The organism is Baekduia sp. (genome assembly GCF_035318805.1).
In the GTDB taxonomy this organism is placed as follows: Bacteria; Actinomycetota; Thermoleophilia; order Solirubrobacterales; family Solirubrobacteraceae; genus Baekduia.
Window position 1 is genome coordinate 1 of record NZ_DATHDY010000059.1, and the last position, 24,644, is coordinate 24,644.

General features: G+C 72.3%; 28 protein-coding genes. 15 read left to right on the forward strand and 13 right to left on the reverse strand.

Annotated elements, in window-relative coordinates:
- Window positions 1-475 (reverse strand): MBL fold metallo-hydrolase (locus VK501_RS13555; protein WP_324338121.1); only part of this gene is annotated, 475 nt, incomplete at its 3' end.
- A 30-nt stretch (window positions 476-505) separates the two neighbouring features.
- On the opposite strand from VK501_RS13555, the gene VK501_RS13560 reads away from it, so the two are divergent.
- Both VK501_RS13560 and VK501_RS13565 read left to right on the forward strand, forming a co-directional pair.
- Window positions 506-1,084 (forward strand): hypothetical protein, encoded by a 579-nt coding sequence (locus tag VK501_RS13560; RefSeq protein WP_324338123.1) that lies wholly within the window; start codon window positions 506-508, stop codon window positions 1,082-1,084.
- 78 nt (window positions 1,085-1,162) lie between these two features.
- On the forward strand, window positions 1,163-2,104 hold the full coding sequence (locus VK501_RS13565) for a VOC family protein (RefSeq protein WP_324338126.1): 942 nt from the start codon (window positions 1,163-1,165) through the stop codon (window positions 2,102-2,104).
- Here the strand turns inward: VK501_RS13565 and VK501_RS13570 are convergent.
- Together VK501_RS13570 and VK501_RS13575 are read right to left on the reverse strand one after the other, a co-directional pair.
- Window positions 2,101-3,906 carry a hypothetical protein gene (locus VK501_RS13570; RefSeq protein ID WP_324338128.1) on the reverse strand — a complete coding sequence of 602 codons (1,806 nt, stop codon included), beginning with the start codon at window positions 3,904-3,906 and terminating at the stop codon, window positions 2,101-2,103. The two genes, VK501_RS13565 and VK501_RS13570, sit on opposite strands and share 4 nt — an antisense overlap.
- A complete protein-coding gene (locus VK501_RS13575; RefSeq protein WP_324338129.1) occupies window positions 3,894-4,589 on the reverse strand; it encodes a hypothetical protein in 696 nt (231 codons plus the stop codon). The genes VK501_RS13570 and VK501_RS13575 overlap by 13 nt, the downstream gene beginning before the upstream one ends.
- A 190-nt stretch (window positions 4,590-4,779) precedes the next feature.
- Here VK501_RS13575 and VK501_RS13580 point away from each other — a divergent pair, with 190 nt between their 5' ends.
- The gene (locus VK501_RS13580; protein WP_324338131.1) at window positions 4,780-5,325 is read left to right on the forward strand and encodes a hypothetical protein; all 546 of its coding nucleotides are present in this window, start codon (window positions 4,780-4,782) and stop codon (window positions 5,323-5,325) included.
- Between the two features lie 60 nt (window positions 5,326-5,385).
- Here the strand turns inward: VK501_RS13580 and VK501_RS13585 are convergent, their stop codons facing one another.
- Genes VK501_RS13585 through VK501_RS13600 form a run of 4 tightly spaced genes read right to left on the reverse strand, consistent with a single transcriptional unit; the run spans window position 5,386 to window position 7,478 of the window.
- On the reverse strand, window positions 5,386-5,778 hold the full coding sequence (locus VK501_RS13585; RefSeq protein ID WP_324338133.1) for an ACT domain-containing protein: 393 nt from the start codon (window positions 5,776-5,778) through the stop codon (window positions 5,386-5,388).
- The gene (locus tag VK501_RS13590; protein WP_324338134.1) at window positions 5,775-6,155 is read right to left on the reverse strand and encodes a cupin domain-containing protein; all 381 of its coding nucleotides are present in this window, start codon (window positions 6,153-6,155) and stop codon (window positions 5,775-5,777) included. Before VK501_RS13590 ends, VK501_RS13585 begins: the two co-directional genes overlap by 4 nt.
- 10 nt (window positions 6,156-6,165) lie before the next feature.
- Window positions 6,166-6,654: a GNAT family N-acetyltransferase gene (locus VK501_RS13595; protein WP_324338136.1), complete on the reverse strand. Its 489-nt coding sequence runs from the start codon at window positions 6,652-6,654 to the stop codon at window positions 6,166-6,168.
- The gene (locus VK501_RS13600; protein WP_324338138.1) at window positions 6,651-7,478 is read right to left on the reverse strand and encodes an SDR family NAD(P)-dependent oxidoreductase; all 828 of its coding nucleotides are present in this window, start codon (window positions 7,476-7,478) and stop codon (window positions 6,651-6,653) included. The genes VK501_RS13595 and VK501_RS13600 overlap by 4 nt, the downstream gene beginning before the upstream one ends.
- 128 nt (window positions 7,479-7,606) lie before the next feature.
- Between VK501_RS13600 and VK501_RS13605 the strand changes: the two genes are divergently transcribed.
- Window positions 7,607-8,785, forward strand: a complete 1,179-nt coding sequence (locus tag VK501_RS13605) for a helix-turn-helix domain-containing protein (RefSeq protein ID WP_324338139.1) — start codon at window positions 7,607-7,609, stop codon at window positions 8,783-8,785.
- A gap of 42 nt (window positions 8,786-8,827) precedes the next feature.
- On the opposite strand, the gene VK501_RS13610 is transcribed toward VK501_RS13605, so the two are convergent.
- The 4 genes from VK501_RS13610 to VK501_RS13625 form a co-directional block, all read right to left on the reverse strand.
- Window positions 8,828-9,610, reverse strand: coding sequence for an SGNH/GDSL hydrolase family protein (locus tag VK501_RS13610; RefSeq protein ID WP_324338142.1), 783 nt, complete (start codon window positions 9,608-9,610; stop codon window positions 8,828-8,830).
- Window positions 9,611-9,809: 199 nt separating this feature from the next.
- The gene (locus VK501_RS13615) at window positions 9,810-10,952 is read right to left on the reverse strand and encodes an acyl-CoA dehydrogenase family protein (RefSeq protein WP_324338144.1); all 1,143 of its coding nucleotides are present in this window, start codon (window positions 10,950-10,952) and stop codon (window positions 9,810-9,812) included.
- A gap of 51 nt (window positions 10,953-11,003) precedes the next feature.
- Window positions 11,004-12,194 (reverse strand): acyl-CoA dehydrogenase family protein, encoded by a 1,191-nt coding sequence (locus VK501_RS13620; protein ID WP_324338146.1) that lies wholly within the window; start codon window positions 12,192-12,194, stop codon window positions 11,004-11,006.
- 53 nt (window positions 12,195-12,247) lie between these two features.
- On the reverse strand, window positions 12,248-12,838 hold the full coding sequence (locus VK501_RS13625; RefSeq protein ID WP_324338147.1) for a helix-turn-helix domain-containing protein: 591 nt from the start codon (window positions 12,836-12,838) through the stop codon (window positions 12,248-12,250).
- A gap of 125 nt (window positions 12,839-12,963) precedes the next feature.
- On the opposite strand from VK501_RS13625, the gene VK501_RS13630 reads away from it, so the two are divergent.
- The 6 genes from VK501_RS13630 (at window position 12,964) to VK501_RS13655 (ending at window position 18,258) form a co-directional block, all read left to right on the forward strand.
- The gene (locus VK501_RS13630; RefSeq protein ID WP_324338148.1) at window positions 12,964-13,749 is read left to right on the forward strand and encodes an enoyl-CoA hydratase/isomerase family protein; all 786 of its coding nucleotides are present in this window, start codon (window positions 12,964-12,966) and stop codon (window positions 13,747-13,749) included.
- Window positions 13,746-14,525, forward strand: coding sequence for an arginase family protein (locus VK501_RS13635; RefSeq protein WP_324338149.1), 780 nt, complete (start codon window positions 13,746-13,748; stop codon window positions 14,523-14,525). Before VK501_RS13630 ends, VK501_RS13635 begins: the two co-directional genes overlap by 4 nt.
- A gap of 170 nt (window positions 14,526-14,695) precedes the next feature.
- The gene (locus VK501_RS13640; RefSeq protein ID WP_324338151.1) at window positions 14,696-15,430 is read left to right on the forward strand and encodes an ATP-binding protein; all 735 of its coding nucleotides are present in this window, start codon (window positions 14,696-14,698) and stop codon (window positions 15,428-15,430) included.
- 42 nt (window positions 15,431-15,472) lie between these two features.
- A complete protein-coding gene (locus VK501_RS13645) occupies window positions 15,473-15,787 on the forward strand; it encodes an STAS-like domain-containing protein (protein ID WP_324338153.1) in 315 nt (104 codons plus the stop codon).
- Between the two features lie 45 nt (window positions 15,788-15,832).
- Complete coding sequence (locus VK501_RS13650; RefSeq protein WP_324338155.1) at window positions 15,833-17,413, forward strand: acyl-CoA carboxylase subunit beta; 1,581 nt, start codon at window positions 15,833-15,835, stop codon at window positions 17,411-17,413.
- Between the two features lie 170 nt (window positions 17,414-17,583).
- Window positions 17,584-18,258: a zinc metallopeptidase gene (locus VK501_RS13655; protein WP_324338157.1), complete on the forward strand. Its 675-nt coding sequence runs from the start codon at window positions 17,584-17,586 to the stop codon at window positions 18,256-18,258.
- A gap of 227 nt (window positions 18,259-18,485) precedes the next feature.
- Here the strand turns inward: VK501_RS13655 and VK501_RS13660 are convergent, their stop codons facing one another.
- The gene (locus VK501_RS13660; RefSeq protein ID WP_324338159.1) at window positions 18,486-18,764 is read right to left on the reverse strand and encodes a GlsB/YeaQ/YmgE family stress response membrane protein; all 279 of its coding nucleotides are present in this window, start codon (window positions 18,762-18,764) and stop codon (window positions 18,486-18,488) included.
- 129 nt (window positions 18,765-18,893) lie between these two features.
- Between VK501_RS13660 and VK501_RS13665 the strand changes: the two genes are divergently transcribed.
- From VK501_RS13665 to VK501_RS13685, 5 genes are read left to right on the forward strand one after another with little or no spacing between them, the layout of a single operon-like run.
- Window positions 18,894-19,775 (forward strand): 3-keto-5-aminohexanoate cleavage protein, encoded by an 882-nt coding sequence (locus VK501_RS13665; protein WP_324338161.1) that lies wholly within the window; start codon window positions 18,894-18,896, stop codon window positions 19,773-19,775.
- The gene (locus VK501_RS13670) at window positions 19,772-21,004 is read left to right on the forward strand and encodes a CaiB/BaiF CoA-transferase family protein (RefSeq protein WP_324338163.1); all 1,233 of its coding nucleotides are present in this window, start codon (window positions 19,772-19,774) and stop codon (window positions 21,002-21,004) included. Before VK501_RS13665 ends, VK501_RS13670 begins: the two co-directional genes overlap by 4 nt.
- Window positions 21,001-21,705, forward strand: coding sequence for a MerR family transcriptional regulator (locus tag VK501_RS13675; RefSeq protein ID WP_324338165.1), 705 nt, complete (start codon window positions 21,001-21,003; stop codon window positions 21,703-21,705). The genes VK501_RS13670 and VK501_RS13675 overlap by 4 nt, the downstream gene beginning before the upstream one ends.
- A 36-nt stretch (window positions 21,706-21,741) precedes the next feature.
- Window positions 21,742-22,596 (forward strand): DNA-3-methyladenine glycosylase family protein, encoded by an 855-nt coding sequence (locus tag VK501_RS13680; RefSeq protein WP_324338167.1) that lies wholly within the window; start codon window positions 21,742-21,744, stop codon window positions 22,594-22,596.
- A gap of 10 nt (window positions 22,597-22,606) precedes the next feature.
- Window positions 22,607-23,608, forward strand: coding sequence for a GGDEF domain-containing protein (locus VK501_RS13685; RefSeq protein WP_324338168.1), 1,002 nt, complete (start codon window positions 22,607-22,609; stop codon window positions 23,606-23,608).
- 102 nt (window positions 23,609-23,710) lie between these two features.
- Here the strand turns inward: VK501_RS13685 and VK501_RS13690 are convergent.
- Window positions 23,711-24,644, reverse strand: a 934-nt coding sequence (locus VK501_RS13690) for an acyl-CoA dehydrogenase family protein (RefSeq protein WP_324338169.1), incomplete at its 5' end; no start/stop codon positions are given.

Genomic DNA, 24,644 nt, shown 5'->3' on the forward strand with positions numbered 1-24,644 from the left:
CGACCACGACGGTCGCGCCGGGGAACTGCGACAGGCCGCTCGCGTGGTCGTAGTGCAGGTGCGTCATGACGATCAGCGCGAGGTCGGCGGGGTCGATCCCGCGCTCGCGCAGCTGCGCCGGCACCGCCCACTCGGGCGCCATGTCGATGGTGAACGCGAGCTTCGCGAGGCGGCCGAGCGCCGCGCCGACGTCGGTGGCGACCTGCTCGTGCATCCCGGTGTCGATCAGGATCGGCCCGGCCTGCGGGTGCTCGACCAGGAACGCGGGGATCGGCACCCAGAACCACTGCGACCGCGGGCGGTGCAGCCCCATGCCGCGCAGGATCCCCAGCGGCCCCGGGCCGCTCGGCCGCGCGTAGAAGTCGGGCATCGCCTTCATCTGCGCGGTGCGCAGGGGGTGGACCCGCACGCCGCCGCCCGCCGGCGCGGCACCGCTCAGCGGGAGGTCGGCCGGGCGGGGCGTCGGGAGCTCCATGGCGCAGACCGTACTTGTAGGGTCCGGTCCGTGCTCGACGTGCTGCGTCCCGGCGTCCTCGACGGCCTGCGCGTCTGCGTCGCCGGCGGCGGCGCGCCGCTGCGCGCACGCGCCGCCGAGCTCGGCGCCACGGTGCTCGCGCTGGAGGCCGACCTCGACGACGAGGAGGCGGTCGGCGCGGCGGTCGCCGGCCTCGGCCGGATCGACGTGCTGGTCGTCGACGCGGCGACGCCGTTCGTGGCGGCCGGCGGCGGGATGGCCGCGCTGCGCACCGCCGTCGACGGCAGCTGGAACGCCGTCCGGGCGACGGTCAACGCAGGGTGGACCGCGGCCGAGGGCGACGACCCGGCGGGCGGCAAGGTCGTGCTCGTCGCGCCCGGCGCCGACGCCGGCGTGCACGCGACCGCCGTGGGCGCCGCGCTGGAGAACGCCGCCCGCACGCTCTCGATCGAGTGGGCGCGCCTGGGCGTGCGGACCACGGCGATCGTGCCGCGCGCCGGGGCCCGCGACGCCGACCTCGCCGAGCTCGTCGCGTTCCTGGCCTCGCCGGGCGGCGACTACTTCACCGGGTGCGTCTTCACGCCCGGTGTTGCGCCCGCCGCAGCCTGAGAGCACCCTTGGTCTGACCGCGGGTTCCGCGCTATAATTGCGCCCGCAACTACTTCTCTCGCGCGTCGGAGGTCGACCATGCAGCTCCAGGGGATCCATCACATCAGCGCCATCACCGGCGACGCCCGGCGCAACCTCGACTTCTACACGCGGGTGCTCGGCCTGCGCCTGGTGGCCAAGACCGTCAACCAGGACGACCCGACGGTCTACCACCTGTTCTACGCCGACGAGCAGGGCCACCCCGGCTCGGAGATGACGTTCTTCGAGTACCCGCACGCGATCCCGGGCCGCCCGGGCGCCGGGATGATCCACCGGATCGTCTGGCGCGTCGGCTCCCCGGAGGCGCTGGACTTCTGGGCCGAGCGCCTCGCGCTGCTCGAGGTCCCGGTCGCCCGCGGCGACGCCGGCTCGGTGCGCTTCAGCGACCCCGAGGGCCTCGACCACGAGCTGGTCGTCAACGCCGGCGGCGACGCGCCGCTGGCCGCCGAGCACCCCGAGATCCCGGCCGAGCACGCGCTCCAGGGCTTCGACGGGGTCCGCGCCTACTCAGACCAGCCGGAGCGCAGCGGCGCCCTGCTGGAGAAGATCCTCGGCGCCGAGAAGACGGGCGAGGACACCTGGACGCTGCGCGGCGACGCGCGCGGCGGCTCGATCGCCTACGACCCGGCGCCGACCGAGCGCGGCCGCCAGAGCGGCGGCTCGGTGCACCACGTTGCGTGGGGGACGAGCGTGGCCGAGCATCCGCGGTGGCAGGAGCGCTTCGAGGAGTCGGGCGTGCGGACGAGCGGGATCATCGACCGCACGTACTTCAAGTCCATCTACTTCCGCGAGCCGAGCGGCGTCCTCTTCGAGATCGCCGACGACGCGCCGGGGTTCACCATCGACTCGCCGCTGGAGGAGCTGGGCCGCAAGATCATCCTGCCGCCCCAGTTCGAGTCCCAGCGCCCGCAGATCGAGGCGCGGCTGACGCCGCTGGCCGACCCGCGCGCCGGCAAGACCGCCGCCTCACCGGTCTCCTAGCCGGCGGGCGCCTCCGACGGGAGCCGGTGGAACTCCGTCTCCCGCGCCGCGCGCCCGGCGCGGTACCAGGCGTAGGCCGCGCCGGCGCCGGCGGCGCCGAGCAGCGCCAGCTGCGCCGGCCACGACAGCCAGCCGGCGAGCACCCAGGCCGCCAGCGACGCCGCGAACGTCAGGCCGAGAAGCACGGCCACGGAGGACCAGGCGTAGCGGCGCGCCCGCGGCGCGATCCACGGACTGGCCGGATAGCCGCTCAGGACCACCTCCTGGCCGAGCACGCGCCGAGCCAGCAGGGACCAGCGCGCCTCTTGGGCGTCCCGCAGGCTGGTCAGGCCGGGGTCGCTCTCGATCATCCACTTCGCCGGCAGCTGGGCTCCCGCCTCCTCGGCGGCGTGCTCGAGGCAGCGGTAGGCGCGGCCGCGGAGCCTGCGGGCCTGCTCGCCGGACCGGTGCTGGGCCAGCAGCGCGTAGAAGCATCCGGCGTTGTAGAACGCCTGCCAGCCGCAGAACGGCCGTCCCAGCCAGAGATGGACGACACGGACCAGGAACCGGCGGCCGCGGTCCTCGAACGCCTCGCGCGGGGTGTCCACGGTCGCCACCCGCCGCACCGCCAGGGAGTGCCGCGAGATCCGCACCGTGGTCATGAGCCGGCGGCGCGCGAAGCCCTGCAGCTCGAAGCGGTGGCGCGGGCGCCGCCGTGACACGAGGACGTACCACGGCTGCAGGAGCGCGAACGTGGCCTCCGACTCACGGGCGGCGAGCGCCTCCAGCAGCGTGGTGAGCCCGCCCGAGCTGATCGGCGACACGACGCGCAGGGCGACGGCGACGTCGGAGACCATCGCCGCGCGCTGGGCCTCCTGGCCGGGGGCCGGCGCCGGCTTGATCGCGCTGGCGATCACCCCGGCCAGGACGCTCGCGCGGTACCGCGGCTCCACGAGCTCGGTGCGCTCCATCGCGAGGTCGAGGTAGCGGCGCAGGACGCTCGCCTGCTGCGCGGGCCGGTCCAGGGCCTTGAGCTCGTCGAGGTTGGCGAGCTGGAGGCGCGCCAGCGCGTTGGTCGGCTCGATCTTGTCGGCGGCGGCGAAGCGGTCGTGCGCCGATTCGAGATCGTGTCTGCGCTGCGCCGAGATCCCGTCCACGTACGCCTCGCACGCCCGCGGGTCGCGCCACCGGGCCCAGGTCGGGAAGACGTGTGCCGCCTCATTGGAGATGTGCACGAAGATCTCCGCTGCCGCGCGATCGACCGCGGCCGTGTAGTCGGGAGCGCGCGCCGTCGAGAGGAGCGGGGTGCCCTCGCGCGTCGGGCGCAGCCAGAACCGGATCCCGATCGGGGAGAAGCTCGGCGGCTCGGCGCCCAGGAGCGTCGCGCTGAGCTGGTAGCGGGGCGGCTGGGGTGGCTTCGGGAGGAGCTGCAGGAGCTTCGCCAGCCACGCGCTCTGCGGGATGTTGCTCGCCTCGATCGCCGTGATCAGGTCGGTCTGCGGCGTCCCGGCCGGGACCTGCGGAGGCGGGGTCAGGCCGCTGTGGGCCAGGCGCTCGCGCAGCAGGGTGGTGAGCGCCTGGACCTCGGGTGCGTCGTCCGTCGGCCCGTCGTGCGTGACGACGTCCAGCTGGATGGGCCCGATCCGGGTCACGGCGCGCAGCGAGGCGATCACCCACCAGACGAGCACCGCCGCCAGCACGAGGAGCACGAAGTCGCCGCTGGACAGGTCGCCGACCCACTGCTCGGCGTGCGTGACCCACTCGTCGATCGCCGCGCGCACGTCGGCGGCGACGAAGGCGGCGTCGAGCGTCAGCCTTGCCATGGGCAGCTCGCCTTCGTGCATGAGCCGTCGTAGGCGCCGTCTCCGCGCGGCCCGCGCCGACCCTGGTAGCCGCGCGGCCCCCGGTACCCGCGCGGTCCGCGAGCGCCGACGGTGCCGTCCGTCCCGTCGGTGCCGTCGGTGCCGTCCGTCCCGTCGGTGCCGTCCGTCCCGTCGGTGCCATCCGTCCCGTCGCTGCCATCCGTACCGTCGGTGCCGTCCGTCCCGTCCGTCCCGTCCGCGCCGGCCGGCCCCGGCGGCCCCACGCAGGGGGCATCGCAGCTCGCGGGCGTCGGGTCCGGCAGCGCGCGCAGGCCGTTGAGCGCACACCGCACGTTCCAGGCGCCGCGGTGTCCCTCGTCCCAGTCGGGGAGGTCTGACCGCAGCAGCGCGGTGTAGACCCGCCGCGCCTCCTCGTCGGCGTTCCAGACGTGCATGACGCCGGCCCGCCGGCACAGCTCGGCCGCGACCCGGCGCATCCCGTGGACGGCGCAGAGCCGGGTGGGATCGTCCTTCAGGAGCCCGGCGTAGGCTCGCTGGGCCTGCGCGGTGAGACCCCGCTGCGCGCTGCCATCGGCGTCGTCGCACGGCCCCGGCTTCGGAGCCGCGTTGTGCAGGAAGACGGCGACGATCGACACCGCCGCCACCGCCAGCATCGCTGACAGCAGGACAGGGCTCAGCCTCATGAGGGCGCGGGTCTACCACTGCGCGGCCGGGAAAGCTACACCGACACGTTCGATCAGGACTTTCGATCAGGTGCGGCCCGGCTGAGGCCGGCGGCGGACACCGGAAATCGGCCCCCGCCCCGGAAGGATCCGTCGCCGGCGGTGTCCTACAGGCAATGGTCCTCTCCTCCCCGATTTCCCGGAGCCATCCATGAAGCGTCCCCTCACCCTCCTGCCCGTGCTCGTCGCGGTCGTCGCGCTCGCCGCCGGGTGCGGCAGCAGCGGCGGCGGCAGCGGCAGCGCCGCCGGCAACAGCAACGCCGCCAACTCCAGCGGCTCGTCCAACATCTACGGCAACGCGCCGGCCCCGAAGGCCACGCCCAGCGCGAAGGCCGCGACGATCTCGACCGCCGACCACGGGCTCGGCGCGATGCTCGTCGACTCCCAGGGCCGCACGCTGTACCTGTGGCAGGCCGACACCGGCAAGGCGAGCACGTGCGACGGCGCGTGTGCGCAGGCCTGGCCGCCGGTGACGACGTCGGGCGCGCCGAAGGCCGGCGGCGCCGTGAAGTCCTCGCTGCTCGGAACTACCAAGCGCTCCGACGGCTCGACGCAGGTGACCTACGCGGGCCACCCGCTGTACCGGTTCGCCGGTGACACGGCCGCCGGCGACACGTCCGGGCAGAACAGCAACGGCTTCGGCGCGCCGTGGTTCGTCGTCGCGCCCGGAGGCCAGGCGATCACGAAGACCGTCTGAGCGATCGCGACCTCCACGGGGAGGCGGGCGCTGCGCCACCCGGCGCAGCGCCCGGCCGGGCTAGCGCAACGTGACCGTCTCGTGCCCCGCGGAGCGCAGCGCCGACACCGCGGCGCCGAGCTGCGCGCCAGGCACGAGGATCCAGTCCGTGTCGTGCGTGGCGATCGGGAAGATCGGCACGCCCGCGTCGGCCAGCGGCGTGGCGAGCGACGCCAGCACGCCGGTCAGCGCGAGGTCCAGCGGCCCGGCGACCTCGAGGATGCGCCAGCCCCGCAGCACCACGGTCCCGTCGCCGTCCTGCGGCGCGAGGTCCTCGAGGCAGACCAGCGAGCGCTCCTCACCGACCTCGGTCAGCGACCAGAAGCCCGTGCCGCGCGGCGGCACCGCCGGCGCGTCGGCGTCGGCCGCCAGCCGGCAGACGGCGTACTCGCCCTCCACGACGCGCAGCCTCATCGCCGCGCCCACGGGACTTCGACGGCGTCCTCGGTGGGCGAGTCGCGTGCGACGACGTACTCGGCGTCCTCGTCGGTCGACGGGTTCTCGAGCACGTGCGTCTCGTGCGGAGGGACGTACAGCATGTCGCCGCGCTCCAACTCCACGACGTGCTCGAGCTTGTCGCCCCACATGATCCGCATGCGCCCGCTCAGCATGTAGCACGCGCTCTCGCAGTTGGCGTGGAAGTGGGGCCGCGAGCGCGCACCGGCCGGCAGCCGGAAGATCCCCATGAAGATGTTGGAGTCGGTGCCCGTCGTCGCGCGCGAGACCTCGTGACCGCCGACGACGCCGCGCGGCTCCTCGTGCGGTGCGCCGCCGGGCCTGATGACCTTCATGGAGGCGAGGCTACTCGTCGCGGATGGTGCGGCCGACCGGCAGGTCGTAGTCCAGCCACTCCGAGCGCCGCCCGCCGACCCGCTCGTACACGGCCTGGGCGCGCAGGTTGTCCTTCGCGGTCTGCCAGGTCAGGTGCGCTGCGCCGTGCTCGCGCGCCTCGTCGCCGCACGCCGCGATCAGCGCGTCGGCGATCCGCGTGCCGCGCGCGTGCTCGGCGACGAACAGGTCGTTCATCACCGCCGCCCGCGACGCGCTCAGCGTCTGCCACGTCCAGAAGACGGTGGCGAACCCGACGGCGGCGCCGTGGGTGGGCGGGCCGGTTCGGGCGACCAGCTGAACCCCTTCGCGCTGTGGATCGGCGATCAGCGCGCGGCTCATGGCCAGCAGCGCCTCGTCGCTCGGGTTCGCCTCGTAGAAGTCGCAGTAGGCCCGCATGAGCGGGAGGAGATCGTCCAGGTCCTCCTCCCGCACCACCGAGATCGCGGCCGGCGTGGTCATGTCGTCATGCCGGTGAACTGCCCGCCGGTGACGTTGAGCACCTGCCCGTGGACGAAGTCGCTCCAGGGCGAGCACAGGAAGAAGACGCCGCCGGCGGCCTCCTCGGGCGTGCCCGGGCGGCCGAGCGGGATCAGCATCGAGGCCATGCCGCGCAGCTGGTCGGGGATGCCCAGCTGCACCGTCTCGCCGTCGATCTCCATCTGGTTCTCACCGTCCTTGGAGGCGGTCAGGCGCGTCTCGATGTAGCCGAAGGCCACCGCGTTGACATTGATCTTGAACTGGCCCCACTCCTTGGCCAGCGTGCGCGTGAGCCCGACGACCGCGTTCTTGCCGGCGCTGTAGTTGGCCTGGCCCGCGTTGCCCATCGTGCCCGAGGTCGACGAGATGTTGACGATCTTGCGGAAGACCTCGACGCCCTGCTCGCGCTCGGCCTTGGCCGGCTCGCGCAGGTGCGGCGCCGCCGCGCGGATGACCTTGAAGGGGACCGTGACGTGGATGTCGAGCATCCGCTGCCACCAGTCGTCGCTCATCTTGTGGATCGGCGCGTCGAGGGTGTAGCCGGCGTTGTTGACGACGATGTCGACCTTGCCCCAGGCGTCGATCGCCGTCTGGACGAGCTGGTCCGGCGCGTCGCCCTTGGTGAGGTCGCCCGCGAAGACGGCCGTCTCGCCCGCGATCTCCGAGGCGGTCTGCTGCGCGACGTCGCCGTCGAGGTCGTTGATGACCACCTTGGCGCCTTGGGCGCTGAGCAGCTCCGCGGTCGCCCGGCCGATGCCGCGGGCCGAGCCGGTGACGATGGCCACCTTGTCGTCGAGGACTCCCATGCGCGTCTCCTTCTCCGAATCCAAGGTCAGTCGCGGGGATCCTAGTTCGCGCCGGTGCTCGGACGATCTCTCACACGCGCGCAGGCAAGTGGGATACGGTCGTCCCGGGTTCGGAGGAGGAGTGGGTCGTGGAGACGCAGGAGGTTCGGGTGGCGGCGGTCGTGGACGTGCTCCGGCCCACGATCGCCCGCCTGACCGACGAGGTGCTGGCCAGCGTGGTCGAGGCCGTGCCGCCGTTCGAGGAATGGTGGGGCGGGCGCCGCAACGTGCGCGACGGCGTGGAGCAGGGGCTGCGCGGGTTCCTCGAGCTGCTGGAGTCCGGGTCGCGCGACCAGCTGCCGGGCCACGACGTGTTCTTCGACTTCGGGCGCAGCGAGCTGCGGGCCGGGCGGTCGCTGGGCTCGGTGCTGGCCGCCTACCGGGTCGGCGCGCAGGCCGCATGGCGGGGGATGGCGGAGACGGGGCATGGCGCCGGCGTCGAGCCGCGGACGCTCTACGCGCTGGCCGACTCGATCTTCGCCTACATCGACCAGCTCTGCGCCGCGACCGTCGAGGGCTACGCCTACGAGCAGTCGATGGCGGCGGTGGAGCGCGTCGATGCGCGCCGCCGGCTGGTCGAGCTGGCCGTGCGCCGCCCGTCGGTGTCGGACGCCGAGCTGCTCGACGCGGCCGCGGACGCGGGGTGGCGCCTGCCGGCGCAACTGGCGGTCGTCGCGTTCCGCGACGAGCGCGTCGCGCGCGTGGCGTCCAAGCTGCCGTCCGACGCGCTGGTCGCGCGCGTCGACGGCATCGGCTGGGCGCTGGTCGGCGACCCCGACGGCCCGGGCCGGCGCACGGTCGTCCTGCAGGCGCTGGCCGACGTGCGGGCCGGCGTGGGGCCGGCCGTCGTCCCGGCGTTCGCGGCCGAGTCGGCGCGCCTGGCCGCGCGGGCGCTGACGCTCGCGGCGGGCGCCCCTGGCCCCGGGCCGGTCGTGGCCGCCGAGCATCGGGTCGACCTCCTCCTGCTCGGCGACCACGCGCTGGCCGCGGGCCTGGTGGCCGACGTGGTCGGCCCGCTGGCCGTGCTCCCGGCCGCCGCGCAGGAGCGGCTGCTGGAGACGCTCGCCGCGTGGCTCGAGCACCAGGGCGAGGTGCGGCCGACGGCGGTCCAGCTCCACGTCCACGCGCAGACCGTTCGCTACCGCCTCGCCCAGCTGCGCGAGCTGCTCGGCGAGCGCATGGGCACCGCCGAGGGCCGGCTGGAGCTCGAGCTGGCGCTGCGGGCCAGGCGCCTGGGGAATCGCCCAGAGGGCGATTCCCTTGCGTGAGACGGCCTGGAAGGCCGTTCACGCGGCACCTGGCCCCGCGTGTCAACCCACGATGGCGCGCACGGCCGGCGTGTCGCCGTTGGCGTAGCCGTTGCGCGTCGGGTGGTAGCTGTCGGCGGTGTGCAGCAGCGTCAGGCCGTTGGTGAACGGGTTGCCGGCGCAGATGTCATGGCCCGCCCAGTACGGGTTGACGTCGGCGTAGCTGAACCCGTAGGCCAGCGCACGCGCCCGGATCGTGTTGTTCATGTTGTCGACGAGCGCGTTGAGGCTCGTCTCCTCGCTCAGCGACACGCCGGTGGCCGCGAGGCACGTGCGGTTGGCGAACGGGCGGCCGTAGCCGAGCACGACGACCTGGGCCGTCGGGGCGCGCGCCTTGATGGCGGCGTACGTGGCGTCGAGCTTGGCCGGCAGCTCGTTGGCGATCTTCGCGTTCGAGGTGTTGATCTGCGACTGGCAGCCCAGCGTGGTGCAGGCCAGGATCAGGCTCGTGAACCCGATGTCGTTGCCGCCGATCGTGATCGTCACGATCTTCGTGTCGGACGTGACCGAGTTCACCTGGCCGTTGATCACGTCGCCGGTGACGGCGCCCGAGCAGGCGACGAAGGTCAGCGCCGTGTTGGGGCGCTGTTGGGACACCAGGTACGGGTAGGCGTAGGTGTTGCGGTTGCAGCTCGAGTTCAGGTTGGTGCTGTTGGCGCCGTTGCCGGCCGAGTAGCTGTCGCCGAGGGCGACGTACTTGTCGGCGGCGAAGGCCGAGCCGGTGATCGACAGGGCGAGCAGGACGGCGCCGAGGATCGGCGCGACTGCGCGGGTGGTGCGCTGCATGAGATGGACACTCCTCGGTTGGACCCGGCGCTCCCCGGCCCGAACGTACCTGGCCGCGGCCGCCGCGTCCTCGTCCTCGCGCCACGTCCTGGCGGTCCGCCGTTGCGCTATCGCACAACCGGTGAGCGTCGGCGTGCGGCTTTGTCCCGCGCGCGCCCGTCAACCGGGACAGGAACGCTCCGTGGTCAGCGCGCGGCATCTAGAGCGCCAGGACCTTGGCGAGGATCTCGCGCATGATCTCGTCGGTCCCGCCGCCGATCGGGCCCAGGCGCGCGTCGCGCGCCATCCGCTCGATCTCGTACTCCTCCATGTAGCCCGCCCCGCCGTGGATCTGCAGGCACGTGTCCATGACGTCGAAGCACGCGCGCTGCGTCGCGAGCTTGGCCATCGTGACCTCCTTGACGGCGTCCTGGCCGGCCACGAAGCGGCGCAGCGCGTCGTAGGTCACGCAGCGTCCGGTGTGGACCGTCGTCGCGATGTCGGCGAGCTTGTGGCGCAGCACCTGATGGCCGGTCAGTGGGCGGCCGAACGCGTTGCGCTCGCGGGCGAAGGCGACGGTCTTGTCGTAGGCGACCTGCATCGCGCCCACCGCGCCGAGCGCCATCACCAGCCGCTCCCACTGGAAGTTGGCCATGATGAGCGCGAACCCCTCGTTCTCCCGGCCGAGGAGGTTCTCGTCGGGAACGAACGCGTCGTCGAAGCTCATGAGCGCCGTGTCGGACGCGTGCCAGCCGAGCTTCTCGATCTTGGAGGCCGTCACGCCCGGCTGGCGGTCGACGAGGAAGAAGCTCAGGCCGTGGTGGCCGCCCTCGTCGCTGGTCTTGACCGCGGTCACCCAGAAGTGCGCGCGCACCCCGTTGGTGATGAACATCTTCGAGCCGTTGATCATCCAGCCGCCGTCGACGCGCCGCGCGTGCGTCTTGATCGCGGCGACGTCCGAGCCGGCGTCGGGCTCGGTGATCGCCAGCGCCCCGATCATCTCGCCCGCGATCGCCGGCACGAGGTAGCGCTGCTTCTGGTCCTCGGTGCCGAACTTCATGATCGGCGGGGTGGCGATGTTGATGTGCGCGCCGACGCCCGCGGCGAGGCCGCCGGAGCCGCACCGCGCCAGCTCCTCGGCCAGCACGGCCTCGTGCAGGAAGTCGCCGCCCTGGCCGCCGTAGGCCTCCGGGTACTTCAGCCCCAGGAAGCCGTGCTGCGCGAACGTGCCGAACACGTCGTCGGGAAACCACCGTGCCCGCTCCCACTCGGCGGCGTGCGGACGCAGCTCGGCGCGCACGAAGCGGCGCACGGACTCGCGCAGCGCTGCGTGCTCCTCACCGAACGGCGGCTCGGGGCTCACAGGCCGTACGAGCGGCCGATCACGTCGAGCCGCACTCGACGTGCCACGGGCCTAGAGCCCATAGCTGCGGCCGATCACGTCGAGCATGATCTCGTCCGTCCCCGCGCCGATGCGGTTGAGCCGCAGGTCGCGCCAGACGCGCTCCACGCCGTACTCCTTCATGTAGCCCGCGCCCCCGTGGATCTGGATGCACTCGTCGGCGACCTCGACGGAGATGCGCGAGGCGTGCAGCTTGGCCATCGAGATCTCGCGGACCGGGTACTCGCCGTTCTGGAAGCGCCACGCGGTCATGTACACCAACTGGCGCGCGGTCTCGATCTTGGTGGCCATCTCGGCGAACTTGTGGCGCGTGACCTGGAACTTGCCGATCTGGCGGCCGAACGCGGTGCGCTCCAGCGCGTACTGCAGCGTCATCTCGAAGCAGTGCTGCGCGGCGGCGACGCAGCCGGCCGCGCCGATCAGGCGCTCGCCCTGGAGCTCCCACATGATGTGGTAGAAGCCCTTGCCGACCTGGCCGAGGACGGCGGACGCCGGGACGCGGACGTCCTGGAAGGCCAGGAGCGCGGTGTCGGACGCATGCATGCCGAGCTTCTGCAGGCGCTTCTCGCGGATGACGCCCGGGGCGTCCATCGGGACGAGGAACAGCGTGACGCCGTCGTGGCCGGCGTCGGTGTCGGTCTTCGTGACCAGCACGATCACGTCGGCACGGTGGCCGTTGGTGATGTAGGTCTTGGAGCCGTTGATGATGTAGTCGTCGCCGTCGCGGACCGCGCGGGTCTTGATCCCGTTGACGTCGGAGCCCGCGTCCGGCTCGGTGATGCCGAGGCAGAGGATCTTCTGACCGGCGATGGCCGGGACCACCCACTCCTGCTTCTGCTCCTCGGTGCCGAACGCGAGGATCGGCGGCATGGCCATGTCGGTGTGCACGGCGATGCCCATGCCGAGGCCGCCGGAACGCGCGTGCACGAGCGACTCGGCCAGCACGAGCGAGGTGTAGTAGTCGCCGCCCTGGCCGCCGTACTCCTCGGGCTTGTCGAGGCCGAGGAAGCCGAGCTCGCCCATGCGCGGGAAGACCGAGTCCGGGAACGTCGTCTCCTCCCACTCCTCGGCGTGGGGCGCGAGCTCCTTCTGCGCGAAGCTCGTGATCGACTCGCGCAGCTGCTCGTGCTCGTCGGTGAAGATGAAGTGCTTGCGACTGGCGCCGAAGTCGGGCTTCAGGACGTTCTCTGCGGACGTGGCCATGCGCGGACGGTAACGGCCGCGGCGCAGAAAGTAAACAGTGGCACGTCCTACTTTCAGCTTACCCGCTCGCGGTCGGCGAGGAAGGCGGTGGCGACCGTCTCGCCCACGTAGTTGCCGGCCTCCTCCGAGCTCATCCGCCCGGCGCGCCGCTCGACCATCGCGACGATCGCCAGGCCGCGCAGGCTGGTCAGCATCCACTCGACCGGGAGGTCGTCGCGGACCTCGCCGCGCTCCTGCGCCGCGACGAGGAACGAGGCGAGCGGATCGCCGCCGCCGCCCGTGGCGGTCAGCGCGCGCTCGCGCAGCTCGGGGTGGGCGTCGAGGAACGCGTAGCGGTCGCCGATGGCGATGATCCGCGAGCCGATCTCGCACAGCAGCTGGCGCGCGGTGCCGGGCGCCTGCAGCGCCTCCTCGATCGTCTCGGCCGACTCGCGCAGGACCTCGTCGAAGAGCGCGTCGATCAGATCCTGGCGCTTGGGGAAGTGTCTGTAGACGGTGGTGCGGCCCAGCCCGGAGGCGTCGGCGACCTCCTGCATCGTGGCCTGCGGGCGCTGAGCCAGCAGGGCGACGGCCGCGTCGAGGACCGTGCGGCGGTTGCGGCGCGCGTCGGCGCGGGGCTGGGCGTCATGGGGCTCGATGGTCATGTGGGGGCAATGGTGCCCATTCGTGACCACCCTGTGAACCCTATGGGCCATCGTGTCCCGCCGGTTCGGGTTGCGTTGGCCGACGTGGCCCGGCGCGAAGCGGGTCCGTGCTTTGCTTCCGGGCCATGTCCTACGAGACCGTCCGCTACGACGTCGCCGCGACGGGCGTCGCCACGATCGCCCTCGACCATCCCGAGACGCGCAACGCGCTGTCGGATCAGGTGCTCGACGACCTGCTCGCCGCGTTCACCGCCGCGCGCGACGACGACGCCGTGCGGTGCGTGGTCCTGACGTCCACGCACGAGAAGGTCTTCAGCTCGGGCGGGAACCTCGCAGGGTTCGCCGCTGACGTCCCGCTGGTGCACAAGCACCTCGGCATCGATCGCTTCCCGCGGCTGTTCCAGCTCATCGGCCAGCTGGGCAAGCCGTCGATCTGCGCCGCCAACGGCCACGTGCTGGCCGGCGGGCTGGGCCTGGCGCTGGCCTGCGACCTGGTCGTCGCCCGGGAGGGTGCGACGTTCGGCACGCCCGAGATCAACGTCGGCGTGTTCCCGTTCATGATCATGGCCCTGATCTACCGCAACGTCGGGCGCAAGAAGACCAACGAGCTGCTGCTCCTCGGCGACCGCATCGACGCCGCGGAGGCGCAGCGGCTCGGGATCGTCAACAAGGTCGTGCCCGCCGCCGAGTTCGAGCAGGCCGTGCAGGAGTGGGCGGTCAGGCTGGCGGCCAAGTCGCCGGTGATGATGCGGCTGGGCAAGGACGCCATGTACCACCAGCAGGACCTGCCGTTCGCCGAGGCGCTCGAGCTGCTGCGCCACAACCTCACGCTGGCGTTCTCGACCGAGGACATCCAGGAGGGCGTGAAGGCGTTCTTCGAGCAGCGCGAGCCGGAGTGGAAGGGCCGATGAGCGGGTTGTCGGTCGTCGGCATGCTCTGCCGCACGGCGGAGCGCGTCTCGGCCGCCGAGGGGACCCAGGCGCTCGTCACCGAGCTCGCCGAGCAGCGCGAGGTGACGCCCCGCCTGATCGGCAGCCCGAGCCCGGTCCGCAGCGTGCCGTGGGAGGTCGACATCGCCGACTCGCGGGGCTGCCTGCTGGAGGCCGGCGGCCAGGTCGACGACGCGTTCGTGGCCGGCGACTTCCCGCTGCTGGTCGCCGCCGACTGCTCCGTGACGCTCACCACACTGCCCGCCGTCGTCCGCCATCGCCCGGGTGCGACGATCCTCTGGCTCGACGCGCACGCCGACTTCAACACGCCCGACACGACCGTCTCGCGCTACCTCGGCGGCATGTGCCTCGCCGGCGCCTGCGGCGTCTGGGACCCGGGCTTCGACCTGCCCGAGGTGCCGCCGGGCGACGTCGTCATGTGCGGCGTCCGGGACGTCGAGGCGGGCGAGACCGTGCTGCTGGAGACCAACGGCGTGGTCCAGATCGCCCGGCCCGGCCTATTGGCCGACGCGCTCGACGGCCGCGAGGTCTTCGTCCACCTCGACCTCGACGTGCTGGACCCCACGATCCTCCCGGCCTCCTTCCCCGCACCCGGCGGCCTGAGCGACGGCGGCCTCCGCACCCTCCTCGGCGAGGTCGCCGCCGCCTGCGACGTGATCGGCTGCGAGATCACCGGTTTCACCGCCCCCGACCTGACCGAGCTGGTGGCGGCGATCGTGGATCCGCTGGTGCCGTAGGCGGCCACGGTTTCCGCCGCAGGGATCGGGATCATCCTCGGGTGCCGAAGTTCATCACGCTGCAGCAGGGCTCCGGCGGCAAGGAGGGATATGGCGTCGACCTGCCACTGGAGCACGATCTCGAGCAGCCGATCGTCCTGGACGCCACGAAGCTCCGCGCCTGCCACCCGATGTTCCTCATCCGGTTGCGGCTGTTCCTGGACTGGCATATCGCGGCAGGCCATGAGGTGACCCTGCGCGCGCCGAGCGACCCGGCGGTCGCCCAACACCTCGCCGACATGGGCGTCGGGCGCGGGCTGACGGCGGACGTTGCCGGGGGTCTCCCGGAGCCAAGTGGCTCACCGGAAGCGATGTTCGGCGTTCGGCGTCTCACGACGCCCGAGAACGTCGAGGACGCCTCGGCCGACGCGACCGAGGTGCTCCATCAGCAGGCGCCGGCGCTCGCGGCGTGGGGCGACCCTGTCTACATGGCCGTCTCGGAGCTGTGCGGAAATGCGCTCCAGCATGGTCGCGACGCGCTCGGCGCCTACGTGGCGGCCGATCGGATCGAGGGTGAGCGACGGCAGTTCCGGCTGGCGATCGCGGACCTGGGAATCGGCATCCCGGAGCACATCCGGCACCGCCATCCCGATTGGCGCGATGACACCGCAGCGATCACCCGCGCGCTGGTCCGCGGGGTCAGCGGAACCGGGGACGACTACCGTGGCAACGGCTTCGCCGAGGTGCTCGATGTGGCCTTGGATCGCCTGTTGATCCGGTCCAGGTCGAGCGTGAGCATCGACATCCGGTCGGCCAAGGGCTGGGTGATCGTGGACCTGGTGGACGGCCGCCAGTCCGTGGGCCCCGGGCGGAGTCCGCAGTCGCGTCGCGGGACGTGGATCACGTACGTGGTGGAGACCGTCTAGTGGCTCGCGAACATCCGACGACCTGGCTACGGTCATCATCAGATGCTGGTGTTCGACGATGAGGAGGACGGCATGGCGGTGCGGTTCAGCCTGAACGAGTTCAGCCGGACGTTCGCAACGAGGGAGCGTGCCGCCGAGTTGCGTGAGTTGCTCATCGATCGTGTCGCGGACGACCGGCGAGTCGTCGTGGACTTCACGGACGTGACCAACGTCAGCTACTCGTTCGCGGACGAGTTCCTGGGGAAACTCTCTGCCGACGGCGACATCCGCGTCGCGTGGGAGAACCTGGCTCCGTCGGTCGCACAGACCGTCGAGCGGGCGGTCGACCGGCGTGCTGGCTCGGCGTCCGGGTGCTGATCGCTTGACGTTCGCCGAAGTGGGAAGTAGGACTTCCTACTTCTCATGGCTGACATCGACACGACCGCCCCGACCTCCCTGCTCCGCCCGCTGGTGGAGGACCTGCATGAGCGGAGGGTGGCTGCGCGGCTGGGTGGGGGAGAGGAGCGGATCGCCAAGCAGCACGCCGCCGACAAGCTGACGGCACGTGAGCGGATCGACCTGCTCGTCGAGCCCGGCACGTTCTCCGAGCTGGGGCTGCACGCCGGGATCCACTACTCCGTGCGCGGCCTCGAGGACAAGGTCGCCCCGGCCGACGGCGTGATCACCGGCTACGGCAAGGTCGACGGGCGCATGGTCGCGATCGCCGCCTACGACTTCACGGTCATGGCGGGATCGATGGGCATGACCGGCGAGCTGAAGGTCGCCCGGCTGCGCGAGCTCGCGTTGAGCAAGCGCATGCCGATGGTCTGGCTGCTCGACAGCGCCGGCGCGCGGATCCAGGAGGCGGTCGGCTCGCTGTTCGCCGGCTCGGGCCACCTGTTCCGCGAGGAGGTCGTCGCCTCGGGCGTCATCCCGCAGGTCGCCGCGCTGATGGGGCCGTGCGCGGCGGGCACCGCCTACATCCCGGGCCTGGCCGACTTCGTCCCGATGGTCAAGGGGCGCGGCTCGATGGCGCTGGCCGGTCCGCACCTCGTGCGCGCCGCGGTGGGCGAGGACGTCACGCAGGAGGAGCTCGGCGGCTCGCGCGTGCACTGCCGCAAGTCGGGCGTCGGCGACCTGGAGGTCGGCTCCGACGAGGAGTGCATCGAGAAGATCCGCGCCTACCTGTCCTACCTGCCGTCCCACAACGAGCAGCCGCCGCCGATCCTGCCGTGCGACGACCCGATCGACCGCCAGGACGACGGGCTGCTCGACGTCCTGCCCGAGTCCAACCGCAAGCCCTACGACATGTACGAGGTGATCCGCCGGATCACCGACCACGGCGAGTTCTTCGACATGAAGCCGCAGTTCGCCAAGACCGTCATCACCGGCTTCGCGCGCTTCGGCGGCCGGCCGGCGGGCATCGTCGCCAACCAGCCCCGGCAGCTCGGCGGCATCCTCGACAACGACTCGGCCGACAAGGCCGCGCGCTTCGTCAACCTGTGCAACGCCTTCGCGATCCCGCTGGTCTTCCTGATGGACGTGCCCGGGTTCATGGTGGGGTCGAAGGTCGAGGCCGGCGGCATCATCCGCCACGGCGCCAAGATGCTCTACGCGGTGGCCAACGCGACGGTGCCGAAGATCACCGTCGTCATCCGCAAGGGCTACGGCGCCGGCTACTACGTGATGAACGGTCGCGCGTACGAGCCGGACCTGATCGTCGCGTGGCCGAGCGCCGAGATCAGCGTGATGGGCGCCGAGGGCGCCGTCGAGATCGTCTTCCGCAAGCAGGTGGAGGCCGCCGACGACCCGGCGGCCAAGAAGGCCGAGCTGATCGACGCATACCGCAAGATCATCGACCCCTACATCCCGGCGCGCAACGGGATGATCGACGACGTCATCGACCCGCGCGAGACGCGGCCGGTCATCTGCCGCGGGCTCGAGATGGCGCAGGGCAAGCGCGTCGACCGCCCGTGGAAGCGCAACGGCGTCGTGCCGGTCTAGCGCGTGGCGTGGTTGCGCTCCGCCTCGCCGCGCCTGACGGCCCCGACCGGCTTGACGGGCGGCCGCCCGCCGGCGCTCGCCCGCGACCGTCAGCCACGACGATCCGGGGGCGCAACCACGCCACTCCACGCCCTTATTGCGCCCTAACCCAGCCGCCCTACCGTGATGCCATGTCCCTGACCATCGTGTGGCTGCTCACCTTGATCATCCCCCTGGCCATGGGCCTGTGGGCCCAGAACAAGGTCAAGCGCACCTTCGCGCGCTACAGCGAGGTCCCCGTCCGCAGCGGGATGACCGGCGCCCAGGCCGCCGCCGCCGTCGTGCGGGCCTCGGGCCTGCCGGACGTCGAGATCCGAGCGGTGCAGGGGACCCTCACCGACCACTACGACCCGCGGTCGCGCACGCTCAACCTGAGCCCCGACGTCGGCCAGGCGTCGTCGGTGGCCGCGCTCGGCGTGGCCGCCCACGAGGCCGGTCACGCGATCCAGGACGCGCGCAACTACCTGCCGATGCGCGTGCGCCAGACGTTCGTGCCGGTCGCGTCGATCGGCTCGAACCTCGCCATCCCGGTGATCTTCGTCGGCCTGATCCTGGGCGCGACCGGCCTGACGACCATCGGCCTGGCGCTGTTCACGGCGATCGTCGCTTTCCAGCTCATCACGTTGCCGGTGGAGTTCGACGCCTCCCGCCGAGCGCTGGTGGCCCTCAACGACGGCCGCCTGCTCGAAGCCGACGAGCTCGACGGCGCGAAGTCGGTCCTCAGCGCCGCGGCGTGGACCTACGTCGCCGCGTTCGTGGCGTCGCTGTCGCAGCTCATCTACTTCTTCCTGGCCTCGCGCCGCTAGTGGGGTCCCCAGTCGCGACAGCGACGCAGTCTCCTAGCCGCGGGCCCGGGCGACGTGCGCTCGCCGGGGGCGAGCGCACGCCGGACCCGTGAGCCGGCGTCCGTCCGTGAGCACCGGCTGCGGCGGTTCGATCCCACCTTCGAGGCCGTGGGCGCAGGAGACCGGAAACCCGTGCTTCTGCGCGGGCGGACGGTCCGGCATCGGACCAAGGAGACGCCCGCGTCTGCTCAGCGCGTCGCCACATGCCCTCCGCGATCGCCGTAGCCGATGAAGCGCCGGTAGGCCGCCAGGGCGATCATCGCGCCGATGATGGCGCCGATCAGGCCGCCGAGGTCGAACATCTGGTCGTCACCGATGCCGAGCAGCTCGGTGAAGATGAAGAAGCCGACGAGCGAGCCGACGATGCCGAGCGCGACCGTGGCGAAGAAGCCCATCGGATCGCGCCCGGGCATGAGGGCCCGAGCCGCGAAGCCGGCGACGATGCCGAGGATGATGGCGCCGATCATGGTGCTGGTGTCCTCCTGAGACGGTGGGGATGCAACCAGGGTCTACCCGCCGCCGGCTTGCGGCACTGACGGAGATGCGGCAGAGTGAGAAGTGGCACGTCCCACTTTCCACCTTGGAGCGAACGAGCCTTGAGCCTCGAGGATCCCGTCGTCATCACCTGCGCCATCTCCGGCGCGCTGGCCAACCGCGACCAGTGCCCGGCGATCCCCTACACGCCCGACGAGTACGCCGCCGAGGCGCGGCGCATCGTCGACCAGGGCGGTGTCCACATCCACATCCACGCGCGCAGGCCCGACGGCACGCCGAGCTACGAGGCCGAGGACTTCACGGCGATCCACGACGCGATCCGCGCCGAGGTCGGCGACGCGGCGATCCTCAACTTCTCCACGGGCACGATCGGCGTGAGCGTCGAGCAGCGCATCGAGTACCTGCGCGCCTGCCCGCCCGAGGTCGCCGCGCTCAACATGGGGTCCATGAACTACGCCAAGTACTCGACGCGCCGCAAGGACTTCGTGTTCTCGACGGTCTTCCCGAACCCGTTCGACGAGATCATCGAGTTGTTGAAGGCGATGAGGGAGCTCGGCATCAAGCCCGAGCACGAGTGCTTCGACCTCGGCCACGTCGGCTCGCTGTGGCCGCTGATCGACATGGGGGTGTTGGAGCCGCCGCTGCACGCCGACTTCGTCATGGGCGTCGTCGGCGGCGTGCCGGCCACGGCGCGCAACCTCGCGGCGATGGCCGAAAACCTGCCCGAGGGCGTCGCCGCGCACTGGGGCGTCATCGGCATCTCGCGCGTGCAGTGGACGCTGCTGGCGGCGGCGCTGTCGCTCGGCGGCTCGATCCGCGTCGGGCTGGAGGACAACCTGTACCTGCCCGACGGCGAGATGGCGAAGTCCAACGGCGAGCTCATCGCCAAGGCGCGCCAGATGACCGAGGACGCGGGGCGCCGGCCGGCGACGGTCGAGGAGGCGCGGGCGCTGCTCGGACTCAAGGCGCGGGCCGCCGCATGAGCCTCCCGTTCGAGGGTCTCAAGGTCCTGGACTTGAGCCGCCTGCTGCCCGGCGGCTTCTGCTCGCTGCTGCTCGCCGACTTCGGCGCCGACGTCATCAAGGTCGAGGACACCGGCGTGGGCGACTACATCCGCTGGTCGCCGCCCGCGTTCGAGGGCGCCGAGGAGACGGCCAAGAGCGCGCTGTTCCTGTCGCTGAACCGCGGCAAGCGCTCCGTGCGGATCGACCTCAAGAGCGAGGCTGGCCGCGACGTACTCCTGCGCCTCGTCCGCGACGCGGACGTCGTCCTGGAGTCGTTTCGCCCCGGCGTCATGGAGCGTCTCGGCGTCGGCTACGACCGGCTGCGCGAGGAGAACGAGCGGCTCGTCTACTGCGCGATCACCGGCTACGGGCTGACCGGCCCCAACGTCCAGCGCTCCGGGCACGACCAGAACTACCTGGGGCTCAACGGGATCCTCGCGATCACCGGCGACGAGGACGGGCCGCCCGTCCAGGCCGGCGGCCAGATCGCCGACCTCGGCGGGGGCGCGCTGATGGCCGCCTTCGGGATCCTCGCGGCGCTGCGCGAGCGCGACCGCAGCGGCCAGGGCCAGCTCGTCGACGTCTCGATGTTCGACGGCGCGCTGTCGTGGCTGGCGATGGTCGCCGCGCGCGTGTTCGCCGCCGGCGAGCGCCCGCGCCGCGGCGAGGAGATGCTCGGCGGCTCGCTGGTCTGCTACCGCCCGTACCGCTGCGCCGACGGGTGGGTGACGCTGGGTGCGCTCGAGCCGAAGTTCTTCGCCGCGTGGTGCCGCGGCGTCGGCCGCGAGGACCTGATCGAGCACCAGTTCGAGAAGCCCGGCAGCGCCACCCACGCCGACCTGGAGCAGATCTTCCTGGCGCGCACGCGCGCCGAGTGGTCCGCGTTCGCGGACGCGCACGACTGCTGCCTGGAGCCCGTGCTCGAGGTCGAGGAGGCGCTGGAGTCCGAGCTGGTCCGCGCTCGCGAGATGGTCATCGAGTTCGAGCAGCCCGGCGCCGGCCTGGTCAAGGGGCTCGGCATGCCGGTCAAGCTCTCGCGCACGCCCGGCCAGGTGCGCAGCGGCGGCCCGTCGCTGGGCGAGCACACCGAGGAGGTCCTGCGCGCCGCCGGCTACGGCGACGAGGAGATCGCGACCCTGCTGGCGTCCGGCGCGGTGGCGGGCGCCACCGCTTCGGCCGCCGACGGAACCCCGTTTCTCTCCCTGTGAACTCCCACGGCCTCCTCAAGATGAGCGAGCTGGCCGAGCGCAGCGGCGTCTCGGCGGGCACGATCAAGCACTACCTTCGCGAGGGGCTGCTCGGCGAGGGTGAGGGCGTCGTGCGCACGTCGCGCAACATGGCCTACTACCCGCCGGCCTACGTCGAGCGCATCACGCTCATCAAGCGGCTGCAGGAGGACCGCTTCATGCCCCTGAAGGTCATCAAGGGCATGCTCGACGAGGATCCCGACCGTGCGCTGGCGCTGGTCGAGCTGGAGGACCGGATCATCGAGCGCGCGCTCGAGAAGCGCGAGACCGTGCGCATCAGCGCCGCGGAGATCCGCAGGCGCTACGACCTGCCGCAGAACGTCCTGGACCGCCTCGCCGAGATCCACGTGCTGACGCCCAACGGCCGCGGCTACGACGCCGACGACGTCGCGATCATCGAGGCGATGGTGCGCTTCCGCGCCGGCGGCTACGACGAGGCGCTCGGCTTCACCGTCTACGACACGCTGCGCTACCGCGAGGCCCTGCAGCCGCTGGTGGAGGAGGAGATCCGCACCATGTTGGGGCGCTTCGCCGGCGAGGTCGACCCCGAGCGCGCGGCCGACATCATCGCCTCGGGCACCGAGCCGCTGCGCGAGCTGCTGGGCGCGATGCACTCCAAGCTCCTGCTCGCCGAGCTGCGCCGTCAGGCGGGCGAGCGGTGATCTCACGTCGCGCCGGCGGGTGGCGTTGCACGTCCCGTGCTCCTCTCCACGCGTGAGCCGTTCGACGGCGCGGCCGTGCTCGCGTTCCTCGCCGCCCGGGCGATCGCCGGCGTCGAGGAGGTGCGCGGCGAGACGTACCGGCGCACGCTCGCGCTGCCGCACGCCGGCGCGATCCTGGCGCTGACGCCGCGCGCCGGCGGGGTCGAGGCGGCGTTCGCGCTCGACGACGCGCGCGACGAGGACGAGGCCGTCGCGCGCTCCCGCGCGCTGTTCGGCCTCGACGTCGACCCGGCCGCGGTCGCGGCCGTGCTCGGCGCCGATCCCGACCTCGGGCCGCTCGTCGCGCGGCGTCCGGGGCTGCGCGTCCCCGGCGTCGTGGACGGCTGGGAGATCGCGGCGCGGGCCGTGCTCGGCCAGCAGGTCAGCGTCGCGGCGGCGCGCAAGCTCGCGGGCCGGATCACGGCGACGCTGGGCGCGCCGCTCGCCCGGGCCGACGGCGCCCTGACGCACCGCTTCCCGTCGCCCGCCGCCGTCGCCGCCGCCCCCGACGAGGCCTTCCCGATGCCGCGCTCCCGCATCCGCGCGCTGCGCGAGGTCGCGAGCGCCGGCCTTCTGCTCGACACGCCCGCAAGCGCCCCCGGGCTCCTCGACCTCTGGGGCATCGGCCCGTGGACGGCCGGCTACGTCGCGCTGCGCCTCGGCGACCCCGACGTCTTCCTGTCCGGTGACGTGGCGGTGGTCAGGTCCTTGCGCGAGCTGGGGTTGACGACCGAAGATGCGTCCAGATGGCGACCGTTCCGCAGCTTCGCGGTCCTGCACCTTTGGGCAAACCTCACCAAAGATGGCGCGCCGGCACGCCCGGACGGGGGAGACGCGCCCGCGCTGGGGTAGGACTCTCGCGATGAGCACGCCGCGCTGGGTCGCCGCCGCTCCGCCCGAGGTCAGATCGCTGTCGATCCTGACCGCGGCGTCGGCCGCCGCCTGCGCGTTCTCCGCCGCCTTCCCGCTGGCGCCCGGGCGGCCGGTCGGGCTGCTGATCGTGCTGACGGTCACCGGCGTCCTGCTGGCGCTCGCGCTCGCCGCGCTCGGCCCGCGCGTGACGCAGCCGATGCTCGTCGCCACCGTCGCCGTGGTGATCGTCATGACCAGCGTGCTGGTCGGCGCGGCGTCGACGACCGGCGGGGCGATGCTCGCAGGCTACGCCTACATCTGGATCACCGTCTACAGCGGGCTGTTCCTGCCACGCCGGGCGATGCAGCTGCACGCGGTGCTCGTCACCGTCGGCTTCGGGGCCGGCCTGCTGGCCACCGGCCTGCCCGAGACGCTGGCGGCGTGGGTCCTCGTCTCCGCGACGGTCTGGGGCTCGGGCCATGCGCTGTCGCGGCTGGCCGAGCGCGTGCGCCGCCACGCCGAGACCGACCACGTCACCGGACTGCTGAACCGCCACGCGTTCGTGGCCGCCGCCGAGCGAGAGCACGAGCTCGCCGCCCGCACCGGCGCCGACCTCGCGGTCGTGCTCATCGACCTCGACGGCTTCAAGGCCGTCAACGACCGCGACGGCCACGCGGCCGGCGATCGACTGCTCGCCGAGCTGGCGGCGGCGTGGCAGGGCGCGCTGCGGCCCGCCGACGTGCTCGCGCGCCACGGTGGCGACGAGTTCGCCGTGCTGCTGCCGGCGACCTCCGAGGAGGGCGCGCGGAGGGTGGTCGCGCGGCTGGAGGCGGCGCACCCGCAGGCGTGGTCGGCCGGCGTGGCGACCTGGGTGCGCGGAGCGTCGCTGGACGCCGCGCTCGCGATCGCCGACGCCCGGCTGTACGAGGTCAAGCGGGGCAGGCCCGAGCGCGCGGCGACGGCGCTGGCGGCGGCGACCGGCGCCGAGCCCCGGGCGGAGCCGGCGGGCTAGGGGAACACTGGCCCAGAGGGCCAGGTTCCCTTGCGGGTGTTCGCCCAGGGGGCGAAACCCGCGGCGGGTTAGGGATGCACGCTCCTAGCGAGCCGCCACGAGTCACACGAATGCGCCTACGCCGGTGATGTCCCGTCCGACGATGAGTGTCTGCATCGTTTCGGTGCCTTCGTAGGTGTGGATGGATTCGATGTCCGCCATGTGGCGGATGACGTGGTTTTCGAGCAGGATGCCGTTGCCGCCGAGCATGTCGCGCGCCTCGGCGGTTATCGCGCGGGCCTTGCGGGTGTTGTGCATCTTGGCCAGCCCGGCCACGGTGGGGGTCAGCCGGCCGGCCTCGGCCAGCCGGCCGATCTGCAGGCAGTACAGCTGCATCGCGGTCAGGTCCGCGAGCATCGACACCAGCCTCTGCTGGATGATCTGGAAGCTGGCCAGCGGCTCGCCGAACTGGCGCCGCTCCTGCGCGTACCGCAAGGCGGCGTCGTAGGCGGCGGTGGCGTGGCCCAGCGCCCCCCAGGCGCAGGTGCTCCGGGTGGTGGCCAGGACCCGGGTGGTGTCCTTGAACGAGCGCGCCCCGGGCAGCCGGTTCCCGTCCGGCACCCGCACGTTGTCCAGCGTGATCTCGGCCTGCCACACCGAGCGCAGTGACACCTTCCCCTCGATGACCTGAGCCTGATAGCCCGGCGATCCCTTCTCCACGACGAACCCGTTGACCTGGCCGTCCTCGGTGTTGCGGGCCCAGACGACGACCAGGTCGGCCACGCTCCCCAGGCCGATCCACCGCTTGCGGCCGTTCAGCACCCAGCCGTCCCCGTCCGGGCGGGCCGAGGTCTCCAGGGCGACCGAGTCCGAGCCGTGCTCCGGTTCGGTCAGCGCGAAGGCGCCCAGCTTGTCCATGGCCGCCATGGCGGGCAGCCAGCGCTCTTTCTGCTCGTCCGAGCCGCACATCGCGATCGAGTTCATGGCCAGGCCCGCGTGCACGCCGAGGAACACCCCGAGGCTGCCGTCACCGCGGTGCAGTTCCATGGTGACCAGG

What these genes read in the sequence shown, in the direction of transcription:
- VK501_RS13620 (WP_324338146.1), bottom strand. Translation starts at nt 12,194, where the DNA reads ATGGCCACGTCCGCAGAGAACGTCCTGAAGCCCGACTTCGGCGCCAGT.
- VK501_RS13610 (WP_324338142.1), bottom strand. Translation starts at nt 9,610, where the DNA reads ATGCAGCGCACCACCCGCGCAGTCGCGCCGATCCTCGGCGCCGTCCTG.
- VK501_RS13585 (WP_324338133.1), bottom strand. Translation starts at nt 5,778, where the DNA reads ATGAGGCTGCGCGTCGTGGAGGGCGAGTACGCCGTCTGCCGGCTGGCG.
- VK501_RS13635 (WP_324338149.1), top strand. Translation starts at nt 13,746, where the DNA reads ATGAGCGGGTTGTCGGTCGTCGGCATGCTCTGCCGCACGGCGGAGCGC.
- VK501_RS13625 (WP_324338147.1), bottom strand. Translation starts at nt 12,838, where the DNA reads ATGACCATCGAGCCCCATGACGCCCAGCCCCGCGCCGACGCGCGCCGC.
- VK501_RS13645 (WP_324338153.1), top strand. Translation starts at nt 15,473, where the DNA reads ATGCTGGTGTTCGACGATGAGGAGGACGGCATGGCGGTGCGGTTCAGC.
- VK501_RS13595 (WP_324338136.1), bottom strand. Translation starts at nt 6,654, where the DNA reads ATGACCACGCCGGCCGCGATCTCGGTGGTGCGGGAGGAGGACCTGGAC.
- VK501_RS13630 (WP_324338148.1), top strand. Translation starts at nt 12,964, where the DNA reads ATGTCCTACGAGACCGTCCGCTACGACGTCGCCGCGACGGGCGTCGCC.
- VK501_RS13580 (WP_324338131.1), top strand. Translation starts at nt 4,780, where the DNA reads ATGAAGCGTCCCCTCACCCTCCTGCCCGTGCTCGTCGCGGTCGTCGCG.
- VK501_RS13565 (WP_324338126.1), top strand. Translation starts at nt 1,163, where the DNA reads ATGCAGCTCCAGGGGATCCATCACATCAGCGCCATCACCGGCGACGCC.
- VK501_RS13575 (WP_324338129.1), bottom strand. Translation starts at nt 4,589, where the DNA reads ATGAGGCTGAGCCCTGTCCTGCTGTCAGCGATGCTGGCGGTGGCGGCG.
- VK501_RS13670 (WP_324338163.1), top strand. Translation starts at nt 19,772, where the DNA reads ATGAGCCTCCCGTTCGAGGGTCTCAAGGTCCTGGACTTGAGCCGCCTG.
- VK501_RS13600 (WP_324338138.1), bottom strand. Translation starts at nt 7,478, where the DNA reads ATGGGAGTCCTCGACGACAAGGTGGCCATCGTCACCGGCTCGGCCCGC.
- VK501_RS13650 (WP_324338155.1), top strand. Translation starts at nt 15,833, where the DNA reads ATGGCTGACATCGACACGACCGCCCCGACCTCCCTGCTCCGCCCGCTG.
- VK501_RS13570 (WP_324338128.1), bottom strand. Translation starts at nt 3,906, where the DNA reads ATGGCAAGGCTGACGCTCGACGCCGCCTTCGTCGCCGCCGACGTGCGC.
- VK501_RS13685 (WP_324338168.1), top strand. Translation starts at nt 22,607, where the DNA reads ATGAGCACGCCGCGCTGGGTCGCCGCCGCTCCGCCCGAGGTCAGATCG.
- VK501_RS13660 (WP_324338159.1), bottom strand. Translation starts at nt 18,764, where the DNA reads ATGATCGGCGCCATCATCCTCGGCATCGTCGCCGGCTTCGCGGCTCGG.
- VK501_RS13590 (WP_324338134.1), bottom strand. Translation starts at nt 6,155, where the DNA reads ATGAAGGTCATCAGGCCCGGCGGCGCACCGCACGAGGAGCCGCGCGGC.
- VK501_RS13655 (WP_324338157.1), top strand. Translation starts at nt 17,584, where the DNA reads ATGTCCCTGACCATCGTGTGGCTGCTCACCTTGATCATCCCCCTGGCC.
- VK501_RS13640 (WP_324338151.1), top strand. Translation starts at nt 14,696, where the DNA reads ATGTTCCTCATCCGGTTGCGGCTGTTCCTGGACTGGCATATCGCGGCA.